The organism is Ruegeria sp. CDSB136 (assembly GCF_059610965.1).
The window spans coordinates 154,899-177,132 of sequence record NZ_JBXWOP010000010.1 but is presented as its reverse complement, the minus strand read 5'-3'; the positions used below and the strand labels follow the sequence as shown (position 1 = coordinate 177,132).

Genomic DNA, 22,234 nt, shown 5'->3' with positions numbered 1-22,234 from the left:
CACCAACACCATGATTTATATCGGAAATAACACGATCACGACAGCGGAAACAGCGACTTACTTGGGGAATGTGGGCTAAACATATTGCGATCCTTCAATTTCTTGAAGGATCACCCAAGACCGCGATTCTGGCAACCGGGCGGTCTTACAGACATTTGTTGGAGGCGAAACCGTCGCTGGAGGCATCTCCGTGCGCCGGACCCTGCGACCGAAAGAATAGGGAAAATGTCGCAAACTCAACGAGCAAACGTTTGGCAATTGCCCCTTTTGCGGCATTTCGGCGCAACTGCTACCGTGATCGCGCGGTGGAGTGACAGAACCGCTTTGGTTTCCCAGTTGCCACCAACCACTTTATCGACGAGACAGGCCAATTGACGACCCCGTGTATGCCTGCGCCAAGGTCTATTCCTGTGTTGTTTTGTTCCAATTTGCGTAATAGGTTTCCGCCGAAATGATTTTGCAGCGGATAATATCGGTGGTCCTGGCAGCAATTCTGGTCTTATTGACCGGGTTCGCAAGTGTTGCCCATGACATGCCGCTGCATTGCAACGATGGACATTGTGACGAAGTTCCGTCTTTGGAGCGATCTCCGCACTTGGTTCGTTTGTCGCCGACCGGCCATCACGAAACGGACGGCGCAGACCATGATGGATGCAATCCTTTCCTCTGCAACTTGATGTTACTTGCCTCCGAGACGTCGGATGCATCACCAGACCAGTTCGAACAGGTATTGAATTGGCAGGTAAGCGAACTTTCGGCGCTGCGTGAGCCGGAACATCCTGACAGACCACCTAACTTCTGAAACGGCACTTCGACGCCGGGTGCACGCGCCTGGTGTTTCTGCTTGGCCGCCGCTCAGCGCGGTCAATATTCTGTTTCATAAGGTCAGGAAGAACCATGAACCGAAAATATCTCGTTATCGGTGTGTGTGCCGTGGCGGTTGCTGCTGCCTCCATTATGCTGCGGCCCGGTACGTCTGAAATTGCCACTCCGTCGTCCCCTGCCGCAGGGGATGCCATGGTGGCCATTCAAATGCCCCCGATCGAGGGCAACGCTGCCATTGGACAGCGCATCTTCGACGAGGCCTGCGCCGCGTGCCACGGCACCAATGCTGTCGGAATTGAAGGTGCCGGACCTCCGCTGATCCATGTTATCTATGAACCCAGCCATCACGCCGACGAATCCTTTCAGCGCGCAGTTGCGACAGGTGTAAGAAGCCATCACTGGTCGTTCGGAGATATGCCGCCGGTCGAAGGCTTAACCCGTGGCGACGTTGCCATGGTTGTCGCCTATGTCCGCGAAATCCAGCGCGCCAACAGAATTAACTGAGGAACACTCTATGAAGACGCTCACGATCCTTGCTCTGCTTGCCACGCTTGCCACGGGTGCGCTTGCGCATTCCCGCGTGGACACGACGACGCCAGAAAACGGTGCGACGATTGCAGAAGTCCCGTCTGAAATCAGTTTCAACTTTGCGGACGACATCCGTCTGACCCGAGTGGAGATGACCCATCAGGATCTTCATTCGGTCCCGCTCGACATTGGGAACCAGACCAGTTTTGATCGCCTCTTCACCCTCCCGCTTCAGGATATGGGGGCAGGCGCCTATCGCATAGAATGGCGCGGTCTGGGCGTGGACGGCCATGCGATGCAGGGCGAATTTTCCTTTACGGTTGACTGAGGATGCCGGACGTCTGGGGCATTGCCGCGATCCTGTCAAAACTCCTGCTGTATGTTGGCATTGCAGGATCCGCCGGGTTGGTGATCATGCGCGCCGCTTTTGCTGATCTCCTCTCGTCGCTGAGCGGCCGGATGCGCATCCATACTGCGCTCTTGGCTGGGCTTGCGATAGTCGCGTCTGTCATTGGATTCATGCTGCGCGGGGCCGCCCTGACCGGCGGCGCTGATGGGATGAGCGATCCCGAGATGCTGGGGCTTTTGTGGCAAACACCGGTCGGTGATGTTCTGGTCTATCGACTGGTCGGCGTGGCCATGATCCTTGTCGGGTTGTTCGTGCCGTATGTCGGTCAATGGATATCCCTTGCCGGCGGTGTGCTGGCGCTGTGGTCATTCGCGCAGATTGGGCATGTGCCCGGCCTGGAACAAAGCGGCGTAAGGCTTCTGTTGCTATTGCATCTGCTTTGCCTTGCGTTCTGGATCGGCATTCTTGGTCCGTTACGGCGCTTGTCGTTACAGCCCGAATACTTGGACGAGGCCGCAGCGCTGGGAGATCGTTTCGGGCAAGCCGCTTCGGTCATTGTCCCGGTGTTGATTTTGGCTGGCTTGCTGATGTCCTGGCTTCTGTTGGGTGATCTTCGAAGCCTTTTTGTTTCGGGCTACGGGCAGGCGCTTCTCATCAAACTGGGGCTGGTGGCGCTGGTGCTGGTGATGGCTGCCGCCAACAAGTTTCGGTTTGTCCCTGCCATGCAGGCAGGTGATCACGACGCAGCGCGGCATCTGGCACGCTCCATCGAAATAGAAACTGCGGTCATACTGGTCGTGTTCGCCGCAACCGCTACCCTTACCAGCGTCCTCACCCTTCCGAATTGAGGTTTAAGATGAACCGAAGAGAATTCCTGATCACGACAAGTTCAATGGCATTGGTTCCCGGCGTCGTCATCGCGGCGGCTCCATTGAACCTGATTGCACAGCCAGTCTCTGCGCAAATCCTGCCGGAAGGCGATCCGGCAACGCCGATGCTTGGCTTCAACGGCAGCACGCCCGGTCCGGTCCTTCGCGTCCGTCAGGGCGAGATTTTCGACATCCGTTTTCTCAATCAGATAGACGACGGCTCGGCGGTTCATTGGCACGGGTTGCGGACAGACAATGCGATGGACGGCGTGCCGGGCCTGACACAGGACGTTGTCGAAACGGGTGCAGAGTTCGCCTATCGCTTTCGCGCGCCGGACGCCGGAACCTTCTGGTATCACTCGCATAACCGGTCCTGGGAACAGGTTGCAAAGGGGCTTTACGGACCCCTGATCGTCGAGGAGCAATCCCCGCCTGATGTGGACCATGACGTGATCGTCATGATTGATGATTGGCGCCTGACCGAAGACGGCACACTCGCCGATGGCTTTGAGAACATGCACGATCAGGCGCATCAGGGTCGGCTTGGCAATTATGCCCGTGCGCTTTTCGAACCGGACGCGTCCGTTCGTCTTGGTGACCGTGTGCGCTTGCGGTTGATCAACGTCGCGACTGACAGGATTTTCCCAATTGAACTTGAAGGCATTGACGGCAAGACAGTTGCACTGGACGGTATGCCGCTTTCCAATCCGCAAGAGGTTTCTGACCTGGTTTTGGCCCCGGCCCAACGGGTTGATATCATAGCGGATGTCACTTCCGCTGAAACAATCGCATTTGTATTTCCGACCCGGGATGATCCTTACCAGCTGGGCGAAATCCCGGTTGAGGGAGAGAACACAGCGCGACAACCATCAGAGATATCCGCGCTGCCGCCAAACGCGACGGTGCGGCCCGACTTGGACAATGCCGTTTCCCTGACCTTGACCATGGAGGGCGGGGCCATGAGCCAAAGAATGATGCAGGGGCTGATGGAAGAGGGCATCTGGGCGTTCAACGGACAGTCCGGCCTTGCAGATACCCCGTTCCACAGCTTCCAACGCGGACAGACTGCGCGCATCCAACTGGTGAACGATACCCGCTTTCCACATGGTATCCATCTGCACGGGCATCACTTTTTCGAGGTCGAAGCCGACGGTAATTTAGGTGCATTCCGGGATACAACGCTGATTGATCCGGGTGCAACGCGAGACATCGTTTGCGTGTTCGACAACCCCGGCAAATGGCTGATGCACTGTCACATGCTGGGCCATCAGGCGGCGGGCATGAAAACCTGGGTCGAGGTCGCATGAAACGCGTTCTGATCATCGCAGCCTTTAGCGTTGCAACCGGGGCAATCGCAGGTCACGAACTGGATGGCCGGGACTTGGCCAGCGGTCAGGCCCTTTACGCTGAACATTGCGCGTCCTGTCACGGTGCAAACCTCGAAGGACAACCGAACTGGCAAACGCCAGACGAAAACGGTGTCTTGCCCGCGCCTCCCCATGATGAGACGGGGCACACCTGGCATCACGATAACCTACTTCTTTTTGAATACACCCAATTAGGTGGAGAAAAAGCTTTGGCGGTACGCGGAATCAGCGACTTCGCAAGTGGAATGCCCGGGTTTGAGGAAGTAATATCCGACGATGATATCTGGGATATCTTAGCCTACATTCGATCAACCTGGTCTGAACGTGCGCAGGAAATTCAGGCCTCCAGAAACCCGCCGCACGACTGACACCGCTAATAGCCGGTTAACGCCGACGAACCGCGTCTGGACGTTTGCCGCACACAATGATCTAAATTTGAGTTGCTTGAAGAAGTGGTGGGCGACCCTGGAATCGAACCAGGCGTGCGTCTCCGCGAGGGAGTTACAGTCCCCTGCCACACCTTGCGGCCTGTCGCCCACTGTCAGGCGTTGCACCTGACGTGGAGGCGTGATTACTAGCGCCTTAAAGGAGCGTCAACAGGAAAATTCCGCTTTGGCGCAGGAAACCGAATTCCCGGCCCGGAGGCCCTTAAAATGAAGAAACCCAAATGGGTCGTCGAAAAGGAACAGGCGCGCAAAGCAGCCGCGTCCGAGACTGTCTGGTTGTTCGGACTGCACGCCGTCCGTGACGCGCTCATGAACCCGAAGCGTCAGAAATTGCGTCTGATCGTTACCCTGAACGCGCAGGCCAAGCTGGCGGAAGCCATTGAATTTGCAGGAATTGAAGCCGAGCTGGTTGATCCACGCAAGTTCACCGCGCCGATCGATCCGGGGTCGGTGCATCAGGGCGCGGCGCTTGAGGTCAAGCCGCTGGACTGGGGTGGGCTGGCCGAAAACTGCATCGGTCGTGAACACCCGCGTGTCATTCTGCTGGACCGGGTCACCGATCCGCACAACGTCGGGGCGATTCTGCGCTCGGCCGAGGTGCTGGGTGCAAGCGCCGTTGTCGGCACACGCCACCATTCGGCGCCGGAAACCGGAGCGCTGGCGAAAACCGCCAGCGGCGCGCTCGAACGCCAGCCCTATCTGCGGGTGCGCAATCTGGCGGACGCAATCGTCGAGCTGCAGAATATGGGGTTTCTGGTGCTGGGGCTGGACGGCGAGGCGGATCAGACCATCGAAACCACGTTGGCCGGCAAGCTGGACCGGCCGGTTGCACTGGTGTTGGGTGCCGAAGGCCCCGGTTTGCGGCAGAAAACCAAGGAAACGGTCGATCATCTGGTGAAAATTGACGCAGCGGGCGGTTTCGGGTCGCTCAACGTCTCAAATGCGGCTGCGATTGCCCTATATGCATCGAGGCACAAATAACAGGAGAGCGTCATTCCCAGCCCGTCGAAAATTGCCACTTGCTGTTACTGCGGCACGCGTGCCGCGCTGGTTCTGCAGGGAAAACAACGTCACGAGCTCAGCTGTTCCAGTTGTGGTGCCCCCCTGCACGACCTCAAGATGTTGCCCAAACGAAAGCTGACGGAAGAAAGGCAAGTGCGTCCTGCCAAGTCCAAGGCTCGAACGCCGAAATACAAATACAAGAAACGGAAAAAAGGTGTATTCTCGCGCGTGCTGGATGAAGCCTGGGATGTGATCGAAGATATCTTCGACTGACTTGTTTCTTCGGCGACACGGGTGTTCACAACCGCGTCAAGGGGGGTTTCATGGCGCTGAAAAAGTTGCATTTTGACGGTCTCGAATTCTAAGAACTCAGACCGACGATGCTGACCCGACGTTTCTTCATTGGCGCTATGGCCGCTATCATGTTCGCACCTGCCGTCCAGGCGCAGGATGCGCCGGTCTATTTTGCCACAGATGGTGCCGCAATGGCGGGCTATGATCCCGTGTCCTATTTCGTGGATGACGCACCGGTGCTGGGCCACGCCGAGCATTCGTTGATGTGGAAAGGCGTTGAATGGCATTTCGCATCAGCCGAGAACCAGGAGCGGTTCGAGCGTGATCCGCGTGCCTTTGCGCCTCAGTTCGGCGGATATTGCGCCTATGCTATGGCTCTGGGTCTTCTGTCCAGCACCGACCCAATGGCGTGGAGGGTCGTGGATGGCAGGCTTTATTTGGTGCATTCGCTCGCGATCGAGAAAGTGTGGCAGGAAGACATGGCGCTGAACATTCGCATGGCCGAGGAGCACTGGCCCTCGGTTCTGTACAAGTGACAGGCGAAACTTCGCGTTTTTTTGATCTGTCATCACAAAAATGCGCGCACCCTCTTTTTTTTGCCGAACTCATGCCTAAATGTCACAGTGACCGCGGAACGGAACTGCCGCGGGTCATTTCACTGTCCCTCGTTCCAACAACTGGCGCTCAGGTCCGACCTGGGCGCTTTTTTCTTTTGAACGCAGCGATTAGGGTGCCCTCATGGCAGATTATTCCGATGAGTTCCTGAAAGGCATCCTGCAACGCACCAAAGTTGTGGCGGTCGTCGGGGTGTCGATGAACCCGGTGCGGCCCAGTTATTACGTGGCGCGATACCTTTCGCTGAAAGGATACCGGGTCATTCCGGTCAATCCGGGACATGCAGGGAAGCAATTGTTCGGTCAGACCGTTCATGCGTCGCTGTCGGATATTTCCGAACCTGTCGGCATGGTGGACATATTTCGCAGATCCGAAGCCGTGCCACCGATTGTGGACGAAGCTTTGCAGGCTTTTCCAAAGCTCAGGACAGTCTGGATGCAGATCGGTGTCGAACATGAAGGCGCGGCAGCAGCCGCACAGGCCAGAGGTGTCGATGTGGTCATGAACCGATGCCCGAAAATCGAATATCAGCGGCTTTTCGGGGAATTGCGCATGGGCGGGTTTGCCACCGGGATCATATCGTCAAAGCTGTGACCGTCAGCCGCCACCTGCTGTTTTCAGCCGGGCAACCTGTTGCAGACGCCGCTTTTCCAGAACCTGATCGCGCGGGACCCACTCGTAACGTGTGTCCTCGACCAAAGGTCCCCAGTACAGCACTCCACCATATCGCCACGGGTCCAGTACGATCCCTTCGTACATGGTTTCTCCGCGTCGGCTGATAATGGCGGTCGAGTGGTCGATTCGGAACGGGTTGTCGGCATTGGCGATGGCGCGGTGCAGGGTCAGTGTTTCGAACTCTTCCTGTTTTAGGCGCCGTTCAATGTCTTCGGCCCAGTGCCAGCACAATCCGCGCGGACGCAAGCCCTTATTGACCTTTGCGTTATGGATCAGCGGCGGGTCGGTGATCTCATATTCCTCGACCAACTGCGCGGTGTAGCTGTAGGCGACCCGCGCCGCGCGCTGCGCTTCTGCGGGGTCGATATCGGGTCCGAGGCTTTGGATTTTCGCTGCCAGCCGTTGAACCTCGTCCCCGGTGGAACGGGGCGGCGCAGAACAGGCCGCCAGGATGGCAAGCGTCGCCACAAAAACCAATGCTCTGATCATCGCGCGCGTTCCCTGATCCGTGGCACCCTGACACAGCACTATAGCGGGCAGGAGCAGCGCACGAAACCCACGCTTAGCCCTTGGGACGCGCCGCTTTTTCGGCAATGCCGCTGATGCCCTGACGCCGGGCAAGCTCGTTCAGAACGTCATCCAACGCCACATCACGCGCGGCCAGCATCACCAGCAGGTGATACAGTACATCCGCCGCCTCGGACGTCAGTCTGGCCCGATCGCCCTTGATGGCTTCGATGATGGCCTCGATGGCCTCTTCACCGAACTTCTCGGCGCACTTTTCGGGGCCCTTGGCAAGCAGTTTGGCGGTCCAGCTCAACTCGGGGTCGGTTCCCTTGCGCGTTTCGATGGTTGCGGCCAGTTCGTGCAGAATGCTCATGTCAGCCTCATCGGGATGCCTGCGGCGGCCATGTGTTCCTTGGCCTCGCGGATGGTGTATTCTCCGAAATGGAAGATCGAAGCCGCCAATACCGCGCTGGCACCGCCTTCGGTTACGCCTTCGACCAGATGATCCAGATTGCCGACCCCGCCCGATGCGATCACCGGTACATCCACCGCGTCCGAGATCGCGCGGGTCAGGGGCAGGTTGAACCCGGATTTGGTGCCGTCACGATCCATCGAGGTCAGCAGGATTTCCCCTGCGCCCTTGCCGACCACGGTTCTTGCAAACTCGACCGCGTCAATGCCGGTTGGTTTGCGCCCCCCGTGGGTAAAGATCTCCCACTTGCCGGGGCTGACGGTTTTGGCATCGATGGCGACCACGATGCACTGGCTGCCGAACTGATCGGCGGCCTCGGCCACAACATCCGGGTTCGCCACGGCGGCCGAGTTGAAACTGACCTTGTCGGCACCTGCCAACAGCAGCGCGCGGACATCTTCCCTGGTGCGGACACCACCGCCCACCGTCAGCGGAACAAAACACTGTTCCGCCGTGCGCTGCACCACATCGAACATGGTGCCCCGGTTTTCATGGGTGGCGTGAATATCCAGAAAGCAGATTTCGTCCGCGCCGGCGGCATCATAGGCCTTGGCCGATTCCACCGGGTCGCCCGCGTCACGCAAGCCGACGAAATTGACGCCCTTAACCACGCGGCCATCGGCAACATCAAGGCAGGGAATGATCCGTGTTTTGAGCATGGCATGTCCTTTGTTGGCGCACCTCTACCGGCAAAGCCCCGCCGATGCCAGACTTGTGATTGCCACATCTCTCGAACCTGTGAAAACTGGTCCTTATTTCATCCGGAGATCAATGAGATGCGTAACCTCTTTTTGACGACCACATTCATATTCACAGGAGCTGTCGCCGCGATGGCTGACGATATCATCAAAGTGGAGACAGCCAAATCCGTGCCCGAAGCGATGGACGCGCTCAAGGCCGCAGTCGGCAATGCGGGCGCCACGGTTTTCGCGCGTGTCGATCACGCAGCGGGCGCCGAGAAGGTGGGTATGACCATCCCGGCAAATCAGGTGCTGATCTTCGGCAATCCGGCGCTGGGCAAACCCGCCATGCAGGCCGACCCGCGCGCAGGTCTGTTCCTGCCGCTGAAAGTGCAGGCCTACGAGGACGAAAACGGGCAGGTCTGGCTGGCCTATGAAGACCCGAAAAAGACCATGGACGAACTTGATGCGGTCGAAAAATCCCCGGTCATCGAGAAAATGCGCGGGGCGCTGGCCAAGCTGACATCGGTCGCCGCTCAGTAGTCAGCTCAGGGCGCGAATGGCCTCGTTCAGATCGATCGCGCCGTCATAGAGCGCCCGGCCGGAAATCGCGCCGTTAAGTTCGACCCCGCAATCACGCAACGCGATCAGGTCGTCCAGCGAGCTGACACCGCCCGATGCGATGACTGGGATCGACACGGCGCGGGCCAGCGCCGCTGTGGCCTCGATATTGGGGCCCTGCATCGCTCCGTCGCGGTTGATGTCGGTGTAGATGATCGCGGCAACACCCGCATCCTCGAAGCTTCGGGCAAGATCCGTGACCTGCACATCGGTTTCTTCGGCCCAGCCCTTGGTGGCGACCATGCCATTGCGTGCGTCAATACCGACGGCTACTTGGCCGGGGAACTCTTGTGCCGCTTGACGCACCAGATCGGGGTTCTCGACGGCGACAGTGCCCAGAATGACGCGCGCGAGCCCCTTGTCGAGCCATGTTTCGATTGTTGCCATGTCACGGATGCCGCCACCCAGTTGGGCGGGCACATCACAGGCCTTCAAAATCGCCTCGACCGGAGCGGCATTGACGGGTTCCCCTGCAAAGGCGCCATTCAGATCGACCAGATGCAGCCACTCGCAACCCGCTTCGACGAAGGCGCGGGCTTGCGCGGCAGGGTCTTCGTTGAACACCGTGGCCTTGTCCATTTCACCGCGCAGCAGGCGCACGGCCTGGCCGTCTTTTAGGTCGATGGCGGGGTAGAGGATCATGTCGGGCGGCCCTATATCAATGTTATCCGCGCGGGATATCGCACACACAGGGCAGGGGATGCAACGCGACGCAAAGTCAATCTTGCCCGATGGCGACCGGCGCGCCAGACTGCTTGCAAAACAGGGAGGATATCATGAAGAAATTCGTTCTGGCCGCAGGGTTTGCCGCCTTGGCAAGCGGCGCTTATGCGGCCGATCCGGTTGATGGCATCTGGAAGACCCAGCCCGGTGACACCGGCGGGTATCTGCATGTTTCCATCGGATCGTGCGGCAGTGCCGTCTGCGGCACCATCGACACGGCGTTTGACGCCAACGGCGATGAGCAGCTGGACTACGAGAATTTGGGCAAACAGTTTATCTGGGACATGGTTCCGGAAGGTGGCGGGGCCTATGACAACGGCAAGATCTGGGCGCCGGACCGCGACAAGACCTACAACTCGAAAATGACGCTGGACAGCCAGAACCAACTGACCGTGAAAGGTTGCGTTGCCGGTGGCCTGATCTGCCGTGGGCAAACCTGGACACGCGTGCAATAGGCCGTCACGGAGCCCAGGTCAGGAAATTTCCGATCATACGCAGGCCGACATCCTGACTTTTCTCAGGGTGGAACTGCATCCCGACCATCGTGTCACGGCCAATCACGGCCGTGACCTCTTGGCCGTAATCCACATAGGCTAACCTCTGCGCCGGGTCCGTCACGCGGAAATGGTAGGAGTGCACGAAATAGGCGTGATCACCTGATTTCACCCCTTCAAACACCGGGTGTCTGCTTTCCAGAACCAGATCGTTCCAGCCCATATGTGGTACTTTCAACGCATGGTCTGACGGCTCGATACGAACCACGTCGCCCGCGATCCAATCCAAACCATCGGTTTCACGGTATTCATGGCCTTTCGAGGCCATCAGCTGCATACCGACGCAGATACCCAGAAAAGGGCGGCCCTTTTGTTCGACCGCTTCGACCATCGCGTCATAGATACCCTTATGGCCGCGCAGTTCGGCCGCACAGGCTGGAAACGCACCATCGCCGGGCAGAACCAGCCGATCAGCCCGCGCGACAACATCTGCGTCCGAGGTCACGACGACCTCACCCGCATCCAGTTCACGTGCCATGCGCTGAAACGCCTTTTCAGCGGAATGCAGATTGCCGCTTTCGTAGTCGATGATGGCAGTCAGCATCTACAATGCGCCTTTGGTCGACGGAATCGCATCGGCCTTGCGCGGGTCGGTCTCAACCGCCAGCCGAAGGGCACGGGCAACCGCCTTGAAGGCCGCCTCGGCGATATGGTGGCTGTTGAAACCGTGTAACTGATCTATATGCAGGGTGATACCACCATGGGTGCTGAGCGCCTGAAAGAACTCGCGCACCAGTTCGGTGTCGAAGGTCCCGATCTTGGGTGTCGGCAAATCCACGTTCCAGATCAGGAACGGACGGCCCGACAGATCCAGCGCACAGCGCACCTGAGCGTCATCCATCGGCAGGTGGCACTCGCCATAGCGGCGGATACCCTTCTTGTCGTCCAATGCCTGCGTCAGCGCCTGACCCAGTGCGATGCCTGTGTCCTCGACCGTGTGGTGATCGTCGATGTGATAATCGCCCTTGGCGCGGATCGTCATGTCGATAAGCGAATGGCGCGCCAGTTGGTCCAGCATGTGATCGAAGAAGCCAACGCCGGTCTGATTGTCATACTGGCCGGAGCCATCCAGATTAACCTCAACCGTGATCTCGGTCTCGGCGGTCTGACGGCTGATCTTTGCGCTGCGCATGGGCGAATTCCTTTTGATACAGGCGCGCTTATAGACGGGGATCGCCGGGCATATCCAGACCAAGCATCACATGCGCGCCAAACTGTTGCAGGGGATTGCGCCCGGGCGCGGCCCATGCCAGCCTGCGCGCAACTCAACAAACAGGGTCAACCCCATGTCCACCTGCGTTTTCATCCAGATCCGCTGCAAACCCGGTTCCACGTACAAGGTCGCCGAAGAAATCGCCCTGCGCGAAATCCATTCCGAGCTTTACTCGACCAGCGGCGAATTCGACCTGCTGCTGAAACTCTATATCCCCGAAACCGAGGATGTGGGGCACTTCATCAACGAAAACCTGCTGGTGATTCCCAATATCGAACGATCCCTGACCACGATGACGTTCAAGGCGTTCTGAAGACTACCCCAGCTCGAACGTCGTGATCCCATAGATACGGTGCAGATCAATTTCCGGCGCGTGGCTGGAATACATGCGGCCGGTTTCGAACACTTTGGTCAACCCCAGTTGTTGCGCCATCGCCATCGCTTGCGTGTTGGGGTTGGGCATGTCGATAAAGACCTCGGCATCCATCTGGTCAGCCGGAAGCGTCATCAGCAGCGACACCAAAAGCGCCTGCGCGATCTCGGGTGTGTCCGCAAACAATGGCCCGACCTTGTACCCGGCCAAGCACCGGCGCAGCGTTGCATAGCCTCTGATCCGGCCGCCTTCCTCAAACACCCGCGAGGTATGATTGGGTGCATCCAGCCAGGCCTGCAGGAACGTGTCGCGCGGGGCAGGAAACAGGCCCCGATCATAAGACTTCAGCTCATCCGTAAGTGTGTCGATCAGTGAAACCTGACCGTGGCCGGAACGGCCCAGGGCGTTGAGGATTTCACCCGCTGTGCCCGAAAAGCGGTAGTTGTCATAAGCCAGTTCGAACCCGAACTTTCGGTAATTGTCCTGCTGTTCGACGACCCCGTCCATGCCCATGTTCCGATGTTCGCAATGCGCCTTGACGGCCTCGGCAACCTGCAGCCCGTAGCCCGATCCGCGATATTCGGGCAGGACGATGTAAAAGCCCAGGAACGAATAGGTGTCGTCGTAATTCACCGCCGAGGCAGACGCGATCATCTTGCCATCCAGAAATCCGCCCTTGAATCCTTCGGGATCGGAGCTGCGGAAGCACACGGCGTCGTGAAGGCCGGGGTTCCAACCTTCGCGGCCGGCCCAATCAACAGCCGTCTGGACCTCATCCGCTGTCAGAGCGCGAATTACGTATTCTGGCATGGCGCATCTCCGTCGTGATTGCGTGCGACCCGAGAATGCCGCAGCAGATAACAAAGAACCAGAAATTTAAGGGAGGTTGGTATCTGGAGCGGGCGAGGCGATTCGAACGCCCGACCCTAACCTTGGCAAGGTTATGCTCTACCCCTGAGCTACGCCCGCATCAGATACATATGTGGTCCAAAGACCTCTCAATGGAGCGGGCGAGGCGATTCGAACGCCCGACCCTAACCTTGGCAAGGTTATGCTCTACCCCTGAGCTACGCCCGCGCCGTTGAGTGAGGCGTGAAGTATAAATTCTGGCGCAAAGCTGCAAGAGGAAAAACGCATCTTCCGCAAAATTTCTTTTCTGGCGACGGAAATCCGGACCCCATCCGTTCAACTGTCTGAACACGTCAGGAAAGAACGGCGGAGGTGACAGATGAACCCGAAAGAAACCCTGAAACTCTCGGTGCTGGTTGTTTCGATGTTCATGGCGGGCATCGTGGCGCAGGCCGGTGGCGACAAAGGGCAGACCGCCCAACAGATATGGCAGCCTGCATGCCCGGTTGAAGTCGAGGTGCTGGCTGGCTGACCCTAAAGCGCCAGCACGAGGTTGGTGACCGCAGCGACCAGAATGGCGGCAAATGTCAGCAACATTCCCGTCCGGCGCAGAATCACGATCTGAGGTGTACGCCCGAATCCGTAGGCATGCAGCAATCGTCCGGACAGAATCGCCAAACCCATCAGGTTGACCAGAACGCCCCCCGCACCTTGAATTTCGGCCATGGCGATCAGCAACAACGTGAACGGCGCGTATTCGACGCAGTTGGAATGCGTGCGGATGGCCTTGATCAGCGCCTTGTTGCCGCCGTCGCCAACCGAGATTTGCCCCATAAACCGCTGCCGGATGACGTTAAGGCTGAGCGCGAGAAACAGGAGGGCAATCAGCGCGGCGTAGATCGGGGTAATGGTCAGCATGGCGTGGCTCCGCAGGTGCATGAAAAAGGGCCGCGCAGTGTCCTGCGCGACCCGGCTGACATTAACCTGTTTGTCGGCTTATTCCAGTTCGACCAAAAGGTCCTTTGCGTCAATCTGGCCGCCAGGCTGAATGTGAACCGCTTTGACCACTGCATCGCGTTCGGCATGGATGCCGGTTTCCATCTTCATCGCTTCGATGGTCAGCAGCAGGTCGCCTTCCTTGACCTCCTGACCGGCGGTGACGGAAACGGTCGCGACAACGCCCGGCATCGGTGCGCCGATATGGTTGGGGTTGCCGGCCTCGGCCTTGGGCCGGGCCTGCGTGGTAGAGGTCACCAGACGGTTCGGCACCCGGATGACACGGGGCTGACCATTGAGTTCAAAGAAAACTTTGACCTCGCCCTTTTCATCGGTCTCACCAATCGCCTGACAGCGGATTTCCAGCGTTTTGCCCGGATCGATTTCCGCCGTGATCTCTTCCCCGGGCTCCATGCCGTAGAAGAAGGTGCGCGTGGGCAGGGTGCGGACCGGGCCGTAAACCCGGTGGCGGCCCATGTAGTCCAGGAAGACCCTGGGATACATCAGGTATCCGTTCAGATCCTCGTCATCGACCTCCTTGCCTTCCAGTTGCTTCGACAGTTCGGCGCGGGTAGCCTCAAGATCAACGGCGGGAACGTCCTTGCCGGGGCGCTGGGTGTTGGGCGCTTCGTCCTTGAGGACCTTCTTGATGATCGTATCGGGGAACCCGCCCGGAGGCTGACCCAGATTGCCGCGCATCATGTCGACGACAGAATCCGGGAAGGCCACATCAGTTTCGGGGCTTTCCACGTCGGCGCGGGTCAGCCCCTGGCTGACCATCATCAGCGCCATGTCACCGACCACCTTGGAGGACGGCGTCACCTTAACGATGTCCCCAAACATCTGGTTCACGTCGGCATACATCTGCGCCACCTCGTGCCAGCGTTCCTCCAGCCCAAGCGAACGCGCCTGCGCCTTGAGGTTGGTGAACTGGCCGCCGGGCATCTCGTGCAGGTACACTTCCGATGCAGGGGCCTGCAGGCTGGATTCAAAGGCCGCGTACTGGCCGCGAACGGCTTCGAAGTAGTCGCTGATCTCGCGGATGGCCTTGATATCCAGTCCGGTGTCACGCTCGGTATGGCGCAGCGCCTCGACAACGGTGCCCAGCGTCGCCTGGCTGGTGTTGCCACTGAAGCTGTCCATCGCGCAATCCACCGCGTCCACACCGGCCTCGGACGCGGCCAGAATGGTGGCGCTGGCGATGCCGGCGGTGTCATGGGTGTGGAAGTGGATCGGCAAGCCGACCTCTTCTTTCAGAGCACGGATGAGGATTTTGGCCGAAGCCGGTTTCAGCAGACCCGCCATGTCCTTGAGGCCCAGAACATGTGCGCCCGCGTCGCGCAGTTCCTTGGCCATGCCCACATAGTATTTCAGGTCATACTTGGCGCGATCGGGGTCCAGAATGTCACCGGTATAGCAGACGGTGCCTTCACAGATCTTGCCGTTTTCAACCACCGCATCCATGGCCACGCGCATGTTCTCGACCCAGTTCAGCGAGTCGAATACGCGGAAGACGTCGATATTCTTCGAGGCCTGACGCACGAACTCCTGCACCACGTTGTCGGGGTAGTTGGTATAGCCAACACCGTTCGCGCCGCGCAGAAGCATCTGTGTCATCAGGTTCGGCATCGCCTCGCGCAGGTCACGCAGACGCTGCCACGGGCATTCCTGAAGAAAGCGATACGCCACGTCAAAGGTCGCGCCGCCCCAGCATTCAACGCTGAACAGTTGCGGCAGGTTCGCCGCATAGGTCGGCGCCACCTTGATCATGTCGATCGACCGCATCCGGGTCGCCAGCAGGGATTGGTGGCCGTCCCGCATGGTGGTGTCGGTGATCAGCAACTGCCGCTGCGCTTTCATCCAGTCGGCCACGGCCTGCGGGCCCTTCTGCTCTAGCAGGTTGCGGGTGCCCATTTTGGGCTCACCCTTCAGGGCAGGGGGCCTGGCCTCTTTCAGATCGGCGCGCGGTTCGGGGCGATCCTTGGTCTCGGGGTGCCCGTTCACGGTAATGTCCGCGATATAGGTCAGAACCTTGGTGCCCCGGTCCCGACGGCGTTTGAACTGGAACAGGTCTGGCGTCGTGTCGATGAACTTGGTGGTGTATTCGTTCGACAGGAAGGTCGGGTGCTTCAGCAGGTTGATGACAAAGTCGATATTGGTGCTGACGCCGCGGATGCGGAATTCACGCAGCGCGCGGTCCATCCGATGGATCGCCTTGTCCGGCGTTGGTGCCCAAGCGGTCACCTTGGTCAGCAGCGAGTCGTAGTACCGCGTGATCACTCCGCCCGCATAGGCCGTGCCGCCGTCCAGACGGATGCCCATACCCGTGGCCGAGCGGTATGCGGTGATGCGGCCATAATCGGGGATAAAGTTGTTCTGCGGGTCCTCTGTGGTGATCCGGGTCTGCAGGGCGTGGCCGTTCAGTTGAACGTCCGACTGGCTGGCGGCCCCGGTCGCCTCGGCCAGCGTCTTGCCCTCGGCGATCAGGATCTGGGCCTGCACGATGTCGATGCCGGTAACTTCCTCGGTGACGGTGTGTTCCACCTGAACGCGCGGGTTGACCTCGATGAAGTAGAACTTGCCGGTTTCCATATCCATCAGGAATTCGACCGTGCCCGCGCATTCATAGTTCACATGGGCACAGATCTTGCGGCCCAGTTCACAGATTTCTGCACGCTGCTCCTCGCTCAGGTAAGGGGCGGGGGCGCGTTCCACGACCTTCTGGTTCCGGCGCTGGACCGAACAGTCGCGTTCGTAGAGATGGTAGATCTCGCCATGCTTGTCGCCCAGAATCTGAACTTCAACATGCCGGGCGCGGGTGATCATCTTTTCCAGATAACCCTCGCCATTGCCGAACGCGGCTTCGGCTTCGCGACGACCTTCCAGGACTTTCTCTTCCAGTTCGTCCTCGGACTCGATCGGGCGCATACCGCGCCCGCCGCCGCCCCAGGACGCCTTGAGCATAAGCGGATAGCCGATCTCGGCGGCTTCCTTGCGGATCGCGTCCATGTCATCGCCCAAAACCTCGGTCGCCGGGATCACAGGAACCCCTGCCTCGATGGCGACGCGACGGGCACTGGCCTTGTCGCCAAGCGCGCGCATGGTCTCGGCCTTGGGACCGATGAAAGTGATGCCGTTCTGCACGCAGGCATCCACGAAATCGGGATTCTCGGACAACAGACCGTAACCGGGGTGGATTGCATCAGCGCCGCATTCCTTTGCCACGCGGATGATTTCGTCAATCGACAGATAGGCGGCAACCGGGCCCATCCCCTCGCCAATGCGATATGCCTCATCCGCTTTGAAGCGATGCAGGCCAAGCTTGTCCTCCTCGGCAAAGACGGCAACGGTGCGTTTGCCCATCTCGTTGGCCGCGCGCATCACGCGAATAGCAATCTCGCCGCGATTGGCGATCAGGATCTTTTTGAAGTCGGTCATGTCAGGTCCCGGTCTTTATGGTGTGGCCGTGTTCATAGGCGGACAATACGCGCACGTATATCAGTCGTTCTGGGTAGAACCGGCATGTTATCGCTCGCAAACGCCGCCTGTTGGCGCAATCTACTTACACATGCTGCGATGCAGCATCAATATTTGTGATTGCAGATGTCACATTTTGTAAACTTGCGAGGCCCAACTGGCCCATATTGGCCTTCAGATCCTGCCGCAGGATGTCGATGACATGAGCGGGGCCGCGTTCGCCTAACGCCGCCAGACCAAAGAGAAACCCGCGCCCCAGCATGACAAAATCCGCGCCAAGGGCCAGCGCACGAAGGATATCCAGCCCACCTTCAATACCACTGTCAAAGATAATCGGCAGGTCCGTCGCTGCGCGTATGGCCGGTAGCGCATCGATACTGGCGGGCGCGCCGTCAAACTGACGGCCACCGTGATTCGACACCCATATGGCGTCAACGCCCGCCTTTTGCAGCGAAACGGCATCTTCCGGCCGCAGGACGCCTTTGACGACAAATGCACCATCCCAGTTGTCGCGCAGCCAGGATACGTACTCCATGTCCGGCGACGTTCTCAGAAGATACCCGATATGTGCCGTAGGAGGGAGGTTGAGGCTACTGTCCGAATACTTCTCGAGCGTGCGCATTCTGGGTGGTCCCTTACGCAGCATCCCCATGGCCCAGGCCGGGCATCGCGAAATCTGCGCCAGCAGGCGCGGCGTCAGCCTTGGCGGATGTGTCAACCCGGACCGCACCTGCCGTTCGCGCCGAGATGCAACCGGTACATCCGCAGTCAGCACCAGCGTCCGGAATCCCGCATCGCGCGCGCGGGCCAGCATATCGGTGCGGATGTCGGGATCCCGTGGCGGATACAATTGAAACCAGGCGTTTTCGCCGATGTGGCCGGCCAGATCTTCGGGCATCTGGCTGGCGACCGTAGACAAGGTGTAGGGAATGTTGGCCGTGGCCGCAGCGCGGGCCAGAATGCCTTCGGCATCCGGCCAGACCAACCCCGACATTCCAATGGGGGCGATACCGAACGGCAGGGCGCAGTCGTGATCCAGCAGCTTCTTGCTTGTGTCGAACTCCAGTTCGCCATGCAGGATCGACGGGGTCAGTGTAACCCGGTCCAGCGCTTCGCGGTTGCGCCGGATCAGGGTTTCAGCGCCGGTGCCACTTTCCACAAATTCCCAGACAAAGCGCGGTAACCGACGCCGCGCAAGTCGTTTCAAATCGGCAATGCCGGGATATGCACTGTGCAGGTCCATGAGGATTGATCCGATTTGCCGCGCGATTCGGCAAGTTTTTCAAGCGGCTGTCGAGGAAGACGGTTTGATTTTGGCCCCCTTGTTCCGAACCAGGCTGTCCCCGATGTCTGCGCCGCAGGACGCGGAACTGGCGACCTGCACCTGATTTCGGCCCCGGTCCTTGGCGGTATAGAGCGCTTCATCCGCCGCGCGGAAGATCCTGCGGCATGACTTCGTGCGCCGGGCAAAAGGCGACCCTAACCGAAATCGTAATGCGGGGCAGGGATTTTTCACTATATCTGACCGCAACGGATTCAACCGCCAGCCGTACTTTTTCTGCGCGGGTCAAGGCATCGACGGACCTGCCAATTATCTTCGACAGTGGTATTGAAGGTGAGCTGGACATCCTTCGCGCGGGTACGGCGTAAATCCCCCAACCCGCAGCCGCCGTTAGGGCGCTGAGCATCAGCATAACACCTACAATTTTCAGCCGCGAACTTCGCACTGCCCATGTCGCCTGCTTCGTCATATGCTCTCCCACAGCAATGGACCGGGCATCAGAAACAAGCTTTTGCAGAAAGGTAAGATCGCCGGATGTACACAAAGGTTTTGTCTGGAAACCAGTATATTATCTTCTGCGATTTCTTTGTGAACAAGCCGTGAACAAACCCTTTCCCTCGGGCCGCATCCGGCGTAGTTTGGGGGCATGAGCAGTTTTGACGAAATGGACGCCTTCGAGGGCGCATCGCTGTCCCAAAAGGCAATGGCCGCGCGTGCCGTGCCTTACCTGGATGATCTCAACCCGGCGCAGCGCGATGCAGTAGAACGGCTTGACGGTCCGGTTCTGATGCTGGCCGGGGCAGGGACCGGCAAGACCAAGGCTCTCACGACCCGGATCGCGCACCTGCTGAATACCGGTCGCGCGCGCCCCAACGAAATCTTGTCGGTGACATTCACCAACAAGGCTGCGCGTGAAATGAAAGAGCGTGTCGGCCGCCTGCTCGGCCAGCCCGCCGAAGGGATGCCGTGGCTTGGCACGTTCCATTCGATTTGCGTCAAGCTGCTGCGACGCCACGCCGAACTTGCGGGGCTGAAATCGAACTTCACGATTCTGGATGGCGACGACCAGCTGCGCCTGCTCAAGCAACTGGTGCAGGCGGCCAATATCGATGACAAGCGCTGGCCTGCGCGGATGCTGGCGGGAATTATCGATGACTGGAAAAACCGTGCACTGACACCCGACAAGGTCACTGCTGCTGATGCCGGAGCCTATAATCACAAGGGCGTCGACCTTTACGCCCAGTACCAGACCCGTCTGCGCGAGCTGAACGCGGTGGATTTCGGTGATCTGCTTTTGCACATGGTCACGATCTTTCAGACACATGCGGATGTGCTGGAACAATACCAGCGGTGGTTCCGTTACATTTTGGTGGACGAGTATCAGGACACCAACATCGCCCAGTACCTGTGGCTGCGGTTGCTGGCGGGCGGTCACAAGAACATCTGCTGCGTGGGCGATGATGACCAGTCAATCTATGGCTGGCGCGGGGCCGAGGTGGGCAACATTCTGCGGTTCGAGAAAGACTTCCCCGGCGCCTATGTCGTCCGGCTTGAACAAAACTACCGCTCGACCCCGCATATCCTCGCCGCCGCGTCGAATGTCATTCGCGGCAATGAAAATCGCCTGGGCAAAGAGCTTTGGACCGATGAGCAGGACGGCGAAAAGGTCCGGCTGATTGGCCACTGGGATGGCGAAGAAGAAGCGCGCTGGATTGGCGAGGAAATCGATGCGATGCAGGGCGGCACCCGTGGCGTGCGGCCGATGAACCTTGATGAAATCGCCATTCTCGTGCGCGCCAGCCACCAGATGCGTGCCTTCGAGGACCGCTTTCTAACTATTGGATTGCCCTACAAGGTCATCGGCGGTCCGCGATTCTATGAGCGGATGGAGATCCGCGATGCCATGGCCTATTTCCGACTGGTCATCAGCCCCGAAGACGATTTGGCGTTCGAGCGGATCGTGAATACGCCCAAACGTGGCCTCGGCGACAAGGCGCAGCAGACGATTCAGGCGACCGCCCGACAGAATGGCGTCTCTTTGGTCGAAGGCGCGCGGGTCGCGGTCGAACAAGGGCTGATCAAAGGCAAGGGCGGCACGGCCTTGCGCCAGCTTGTCGATGGGCTGGCCCGCTGGAACGCAATGACCCGGGGTCCAAGGATCGAGGTTGACGACGATTCAGTCATTGATGATGGCACCGCTCCCATTCGTTTTGGCGAACCGGAACATACTCATATTGAACTGGCGCAGATTATCCTCGACGAATCCGGCTATACGGCGCACTGGCAGAACGACAAGAATCCAGATTCCCCGGGGCGGTTGGAAAACCTCAAGGAACTGGTCAACCAGCTGGACAATTTTGAAAACCTGCAGGGCTTTCTGGAACATGTCAGTCTGGTGATGGATAACGAGCAGGAATCGGATGGCGCGAAAGTGTCGATCATGACCCTGCATGCCGCCAAAGGTCTGGAATTTCCCGCCGTTTTCCTGCCGGGGTGGGAGGACGGGTTGTTCCCCTCGCAGCGGTCGATGGACGAAGCTGGCCTCAAGGGTCTCGAGGAGGAACGGCGGCTGGCCTATGTCGGCATCACCCGCGCGGAGGAGGTCTGCACGATATCCTTTGCCGCCAACAGGCGCGTTTTTGGTCAGTGGCAGAATTCGATGCCGTCCCGATTTATCGATGAATTGCCCGAAGATCATGTGGAGGTTCTGACGCCTCCGGGTCTCTACGGTGGCGGTCAGACCACGGCCGGGATCGAAACCCGCGCCGCCGAAGCAAACGTCTACAACTCACCCGGCTGGAAACGGATGCAGGCGCGGCAGGGTCAGTATGGCATGTCGCAACCGCGCGAAAGCCGCAACACCGTCATCGATGCGACCGCGGTGGCCAGTTTCACGCTGGGCGAACGGGTATTCCACCAGAAATTCGGCTATGGCGCAGTGATCGGTATCGAAGGGGACAAGGTCGAGGTCGATTTTGACAAGGCGGGCATGAAGAAGGTTGTCTCGCGCTTTCTGTCCGCCAAGGATGACGTTCCGTTTTAAAGGCCTTCGACCAGAACCATGTTTGCCGTCGCGGTCTTGTGCCGGATTTTCGCCAGTGCGACATAGTCGGGATCGTCTTTCCATGCCTTTGCGGCTTCGATCGACGGAAACTCCATAAGGACTATCCCTTCCTCAGCCCAAGTGCCCTCGATCACGTCCACTGGTTTGGATGATACTGTCAGAAGGCGACCTCCGTGCCTGTCAAAGACCGGCATGAACCCTTCAAGGTATTTCTGGTATCCGTCTGGGTCGTGAATTGTGATCTGGGCGATGAAATATGCAGCCATTGGAAACTCCTGAAACTTCGGTTCCGGCTTCACCTTACACACACAAGCACAAACAAAAAACGGCGGTTCCCAGGGAGGAGGAAGGGGAACCGCCGTTCTTTTCAACATCGAGGCAGGGAGGAGGAAGGCCCCGATGTATCCGAACCCGGGTCTGATCCCGGTATGAGGAAGACGCGGCGACACAAGG

26 protein-coding genes and 3 tRNA genes are annotated in these 22,234 nt (G+C 58.9%); 15 read left to right on the top strand and 14 right to left on the bottom strand.

The window, feature by feature from the left end; translation table 11 throughout:
- The first annotated feature begins 475 nt into the window (after positions 1-475).
- The 6 genes from AC2FIR_RS12845 (at position 476) to AC2FIR_RS12820 (ending at position 4,306) form a co-directional block, all read left to right on the top strand.
- Complete coding sequence (locus tag AC2FIR_RS12845) at positions 476-802, top strand: hypothetical protein (protein WP_496746020.1); 327 nt, start codon at positions 476-478, stop codon at positions 800-802.
- 95 nt (positions 803-897) lie between these two features.
- A complete protein-coding gene (locus tag AC2FIR_RS12840; RefSeq protein ID WP_496746022.1) occupies positions 898-1,329 on the top strand; it encodes a c-type cytochrome in 432 nt (143 codons plus the stop codon).
- Between the two features lie 10 nt (positions 1,330-1,339).
- A complete protein-coding gene (locus tag AC2FIR_RS12835) occupies positions 1,340-1,681 on the top strand; it encodes a copper resistance CopC family protein (RefSeq protein ID WP_496746024.1) in 342 nt (113 codons plus the stop codon).
- 2 nt (positions 1,682-1,683) lie between these two features.
- Complete coding sequence (locus AC2FIR_RS12830; RefSeq protein WP_496746026.1) at positions 1,684-2,550, top strand: CopD family protein; 867 nt, start codon at positions 1,684-1,686, stop codon at positions 2,548-2,550.
- Between the two features lie 8 nt (positions 2,551-2,558).
- Positions 2,559-3,878 carry a multicopper oxidase family protein gene (locus AC2FIR_RS12825; RefSeq protein WP_496746028.1) on the top strand — a complete coding sequence of 440 codons (1,320 nt, stop codon included), beginning with the start codon at positions 2,559-2,561 and terminating at the stop codon, positions 3,876-3,878.
- Positions 3,875-4,306 carry a c-type cytochrome gene (locus AC2FIR_RS12820; RefSeq protein WP_170615165.1) on the top strand — a complete coding sequence of 144 codons (432 nt, stop codon included), beginning with the start codon at positions 3,875-3,877 and terminating at the stop codon, positions 4,304-4,306. The genes AC2FIR_RS12825 and AC2FIR_RS12820 overlap by 4 nt, the downstream gene beginning before the upstream one ends.
- An 85-nt stretch (positions 4,307-4,391) precedes the next feature.
- On the opposite strand, the gene AC2FIR_RS12815 is transcribed toward AC2FIR_RS12820, so the two are convergent.
- Positions 4,392-4,475 (bottom strand) — tRNA-Tyr (locus AC2FIR_RS12815).
- 116 nt (positions 4,476-4,591) lie between these two features.
- Here AC2FIR_RS12815 and rlmB point away from each other — a divergent pair.
- The 4 genes from rlmB to AC2FIR_RS12795 all read left to right on the top strand — a co-directional run bounded on the left by rlmB (position 4,592) and on the right by AC2FIR_RS12795 (position 6,889).
- Positions 4,592-5,365, top strand: a complete 774-nt coding sequence (rlmB, locus tag AC2FIR_RS12810; RefSeq protein WP_170677986.1) for a 23S rRNA (guanosine(2251)-2'-O)-methyltransferase RlmB — start codon at positions 4,592-4,594, stop codon at positions 5,363-5,365.
- A gap of 12 nt (positions 5,366-5,377) precedes the next feature.
- Complete coding sequence (locus tag AC2FIR_RS12805; RefSeq protein ID WP_170615442.1) at positions 5,378-5,659, top strand: hypothetical protein; 282 nt, start codon at positions 5,378-5,380, stop codon at positions 5,657-5,659.
- Positions 5,660-5,766: 107 nt separating this feature from the next.
- On the top strand, positions 5,767-6,216 hold the full coding sequence (locus AC2FIR_RS12800) for a YHS domain-containing (seleno)protein (protein ID WP_170615169.1): 450 nt from the start codon (positions 5,767-5,769) through the stop codon (positions 6,214-6,216).
- 202 nt (positions 6,217-6,418) lie between these two features.
- Positions 6,419-6,889, top strand: a complete 471-nt coding sequence (locus AC2FIR_RS12795; RefSeq protein WP_496746030.1) for a CoA-binding protein — start codon at positions 6,419-6,421, stop codon at positions 6,887-6,889.
- A gap of 3 nt (positions 6,890-6,892) precedes the next feature.
- On the opposite strand, the gene AC2FIR_RS12790 is transcribed toward AC2FIR_RS12795, so the two are convergent.
- The 3 genes from AC2FIR_RS12790 to hisF all read right to left on the bottom strand — a co-directional run bounded on the left by AC2FIR_RS12790 (position 6,893) and on the right by hisF (position 8,608).
- Positions 6,893-7,459 carry a hypothetical protein gene (locus AC2FIR_RS12790; RefSeq protein WP_496746032.1) on the bottom strand — a complete coding sequence of 189 codons (567 nt, stop codon included), beginning with the start codon at positions 7,457-7,459 and terminating at the stop codon, positions 6,893-6,895.
- A gap of 73 nt (positions 7,460-7,532) precedes the next feature.
- Positions 7,533-7,850 (bottom strand): phosphoribosyl-ATP diphosphatase, encoded by a 318-nt coding sequence (locus AC2FIR_RS12785; RefSeq protein WP_170677980.1) that lies wholly within the window; start codon positions 7,848-7,850, stop codon positions 7,533-7,535.
- On the bottom strand, positions 7,847-8,608 hold the full coding sequence (gene hisF / locus AC2FIR_RS12780) for an imidazole glycerol phosphate synthase subunit HisF (RefSeq protein ID WP_170677978.1): 762 nt from the start codon (positions 8,606-8,608) through the stop codon (positions 7,847-7,849). The genes AC2FIR_RS12785 and hisF overlap by 4 nt, the downstream gene beginning before the upstream one ends.
- A 117-nt stretch (positions 8,609-8,725) precedes the next feature.
- On the opposite strand from hisF, the gene AC2FIR_RS12775 reads away from it, so the two are divergent.
- Positions 8,726-9,172, top strand: a complete 447-nt coding sequence (locus AC2FIR_RS12775) for a DUF302 domain-containing protein (RefSeq protein ID WP_496762472.1) — start codon at positions 8,726-8,728, stop codon at positions 9,170-9,172.
- On the opposite strand, the gene hisA is transcribed toward AC2FIR_RS12775, so the two are convergent.
- Positions 9,173-9,892: a 1-(5-phosphoribosyl)-5-[(5-phosphoribosylamino)methylideneamino]imidazole-4-carboxamide isomerase gene (gene hisA, locus AC2FIR_RS12770; RefSeq protein ID WP_480812241.1), complete on the bottom strand. Its 720-nt coding sequence runs from the start codon at positions 9,890-9,892 to the stop codon at positions 9,173-9,175.
- Positions 9,893-10,026: 134 nt separating this feature from the next.
- Here hisA and AC2FIR_RS12765 point away from each other — a divergent pair, with 134 nt between their 5' ends.
- On the top strand, positions 10,027-10,428 hold the full coding sequence (locus AC2FIR_RS12765; protein WP_496762470.1) for a DUF2147 domain-containing protein: 402 nt from the start codon (positions 10,027-10,029) through the stop codon (positions 10,426-10,428).
- Positions 10,429-10,432: 4 nt separating this feature from the next.
- Here the strand turns inward: AC2FIR_RS12765 and hisH are convergent, their stop codons facing one another.
- Both hisH and hisB read right to left on the bottom strand, forming a co-directional pair.
- Positions 10,433-11,071 (bottom strand): imidazole glycerol phosphate synthase subunit HisH, encoded by a 639-nt coding sequence (hisH, locus tag AC2FIR_RS12760; protein WP_170817077.1) that lies wholly within the window; start codon positions 11,069-11,071, stop codon positions 10,433-10,435.
- The gene (gene hisB / locus AC2FIR_RS12755; RefSeq protein WP_170806616.1) at positions 11,072-11,659 is read right to left on the bottom strand and encodes an imidazoleglycerol-phosphate dehydratase HisB; all 588 of its coding nucleotides are present in this window, start codon (positions 11,657-11,659) and stop codon (positions 11,072-11,074) included. It abuts the gene before it with no gap.
- Between the two features lie 154 nt (positions 11,660-11,813).
- Here hisB and AC2FIR_RS12750 point away from each other — a divergent pair, with 154 nt between their 5' ends.
- Complete coding sequence (locus AC2FIR_RS12750; RefSeq protein WP_058280212.1) at positions 11,814-12,053, top strand: Lrp/AsnC ligand binding domain-containing protein; 240 nt, start codon at positions 11,814-11,816, stop codon at positions 12,051-12,053.
- Positions 12,054-12,056: 3 nt separating this feature from the next.
- Here AC2FIR_RS12750 and AC2FIR_RS12745 read toward each other — a convergent pair whose 3' ends face one another.
- The 3 genes from AC2FIR_RS12745 to AC2FIR_RS12735 form a co-directional block, all read right to left on the bottom strand.
- Positions 12,057-12,923 carry a GNAT family N-acetyltransferase gene (locus AC2FIR_RS12745; RefSeq protein WP_480525100.1) on the bottom strand — a complete coding sequence of 289 codons (867 nt, stop codon included), beginning with the start codon at positions 12,921-12,923 and terminating at the stop codon, positions 12,057-12,059.
- A gap of 84 nt (positions 12,924-13,007) precedes the next feature.
- Positions 13,008-13,082, bottom strand: a tRNA-Gly gene (locus AC2FIR_RS12740).
- A gap of 33 nt (positions 13,083-13,115) precedes the next feature.
- Positions 13,116-13,190, bottom strand: a tRNA-Gly gene (locus tag AC2FIR_RS12735).
- Positions 13,191-13,341: 151 nt separating this feature from the next.
- Here AC2FIR_RS12735 and AC2FIR_RS12730 point away from each other — a divergent pair.
- A complete protein-coding gene (locus AC2FIR_RS12730; protein WP_321254170.1) occupies positions 13,342-13,494 on the top strand; it encodes a hypothetical protein in 153 nt (50 codons plus the stop codon).
- A 2-nt stretch (positions 13,495-13,496) separates the two neighbouring features.
- Here the strand turns inward: AC2FIR_RS12730 and AC2FIR_RS12725 are convergent, their stop codons facing one another.
- The 3 genes from AC2FIR_RS12725 to AC2FIR_RS12715 form a co-directional block, all read right to left on the bottom strand.
- A complete protein-coding gene (locus AC2FIR_RS12725) occupies positions 13,497-13,880 on the bottom strand; it encodes an MAPEG family protein (RefSeq protein ID WP_170615194.1) in 384 nt (127 codons plus the stop codon).
- Between the two features lie 78 nt (positions 13,881-13,958).
- Positions 13,959-17,396 carry a pyruvate carboxylase gene (locus tag AC2FIR_RS12720; RefSeq protein ID WP_496746039.1) on the bottom strand — a complete coding sequence of 1,146 codons (3,438 nt, stop codon included), beginning with the start codon at positions 17,394-17,396 and terminating at the stop codon, positions 13,959-13,961.
- 124 nt (positions 17,397-17,520) lie between these two features.
- Positions 17,521-18,678, bottom strand: a complete 1,158-nt coding sequence (locus tag AC2FIR_RS12715; RefSeq protein ID WP_170677968.1) for an alpha-hydroxy acid oxidase — start codon at positions 18,676-18,678, stop codon at positions 17,521-17,523.
- A 685-nt stretch (positions 18,679-19,363) separates the two neighbouring features.
- On the opposite strand from AC2FIR_RS12715, the gene AC2FIR_RS12710 reads away from it, so the two are divergent.
- The gene (locus AC2FIR_RS12710; protein WP_496746043.1) at positions 19,364-21,760 is read left to right on the top strand and encodes an ATP-dependent helicase; all 2,397 of its coding nucleotides are present in this window, start codon (positions 19,364-19,366) and stop codon (positions 21,758-21,760) included.
- Here the strand turns inward: AC2FIR_RS12710 and AC2FIR_RS12705 are convergent.
- Positions 21,757-22,047, bottom strand: coding sequence for a DUF1330 domain-containing protein (locus AC2FIR_RS12705; RefSeq protein WP_170615204.1), 291 nt, complete (start codon positions 22,045-22,047; stop codon positions 21,757-21,759). The genes AC2FIR_RS12710 and AC2FIR_RS12705 overlap by 4 nt on opposite strands.
- Positions 22,048-22,234 lie beyond the last annotated feature (187 nt).